Source organism: Streptomyces sp. NPDC037290 (assembly GCF_055603245.1).
On the sequence record NZ_JBVJVZ010000146.1, the window covers coordinates 1 to 1,351 of the forward strand.

Sequence of the window (1,351 nt, forward strand, 5' to 3'; positions counted from 1 at the left end):
ATCGGGCTCCCTTCTTCGCCGAAGGCGCCACCGTCGGGGCACCGCAGGCAGTGCAGGTCGCGGACCGCTGGCATCTGTGGCACAACCTCAGCGAAGCCGCCGAACGGTGCGTCGCCGACCATCGGGGCTGCCTGCGAGGCACCGCACCCGAGCCATCTCGACAGGTCGGGAAATCAGAAGAACCAGCTGACCCAACTGGCTCGCCGTGGCCCACCGGCCACCGGTTCGCCGACAGGACCCGGTCCAACCATGCCGCCGTCCACGCCCTGCTGGCGGCCGGCCACAGCCGCCGCGCGATCCAACGCCAGCTCGGGATGACCTACCGCACGGTCAAGCTCCTCGCCGACGCCACCACCCCGGAAGACCTCTTCCACGGCCAGTGGCAGGGCCGCCCCTCCGTTCTCGACGAGTACAAGCCCTACCTGGACGACCGCTGGAACCAGGGCTGCACCAACACATGGAAGGTATGGGAGGAGATCGTGCCACTCGGCTACAAAGGCAGCTACCAGCGAGTTCGCGCCTACTTCCGCACCAAACGCCTTTCGGCCGATCCGGGCACCGCACCCCCGCCCTCACCCCGCACCGTCGCCGTCTGGATCCTGCGCCACCCCGACTCCGTCTCCGAGGTCGAACAGCTCCAGCTCAAGGCCGTCCTGGCCCACTGCCCCGAACTGGAAGCCCTCACCCGATATGTCCGCTCCTTCGCCCAGATCCTCACCGAGCGACAGGGGCAACGGCTGCCCGAGTGGCTCGACGCGGTCCGCCAGGACGACCTGCCCGGTCTCCATACCCTCGCCGCCGGCATCGATCGCGACCGGGCCGCGGTCATCGCCGGGCTCACGCTGCCCTGGAACTCGGGCGTCGTGGAAGGGCACGTCAACCGCATCAAGATGCTCAAACGCCAGATGTTCGGCCGAGCCGGCTTCGCACTCCTGAGGAAACGAGTACTCCTCGCTCCCTGACTGATGACCACACGTGAAACGCTTCCGACATCGATCAACCCCACTGCAGGAGCCGCGAATGTCCAGGACCACCGACATCGATCTCGTGTTCGCACGTGCCGTCACAGTGGACGCCGTGGTGCGAGCCTTGGCCGGTGAGGGGTGGTCGCTGCAGGAACCCCTTGGTATCTCCCACATGGTCAACAACGACGGCCTGTTCGACTGGCAGTCGGCTTCAACTGACCAGGCAGCTGAGGTCCTGACCGTGGTGGACTCACCGGACAACATTGACTACCTCGTCGGCGTCTGCATCTATCACTCAACCGCGGCAACCGGTGGTCAGCTACTTTTTCATGCTGGCCGATCGCACTGTTCCTTCATCCCGACGATCGACCGGCGAAGGCTCTCCG

At 66.1% G+C, this 1,351-nt stretch carries 2 protein-coding genes; both read left to right on the forward strand.

Going from position 1 to position 1,351, the window contains the following annotated elements:
- Window positions 1–962, forward strand: a 962-nt coding sequence (locus ACZ7HQ_RS45525; protein WP_471003539.1) for an ISL3 family transposase, incomplete at its 5' end; no start/stop codon positions are given.
- 58 nt (window positions 963–1,020) lie between these two features.
- A partial coding sequence (locus ACZ7HQ_RS45530; RefSeq protein ID WP_471003542.1) for a hypothetical protein occupies window positions 1,021–1,351 on the forward strand: 331 nt, incomplete at its 3' end.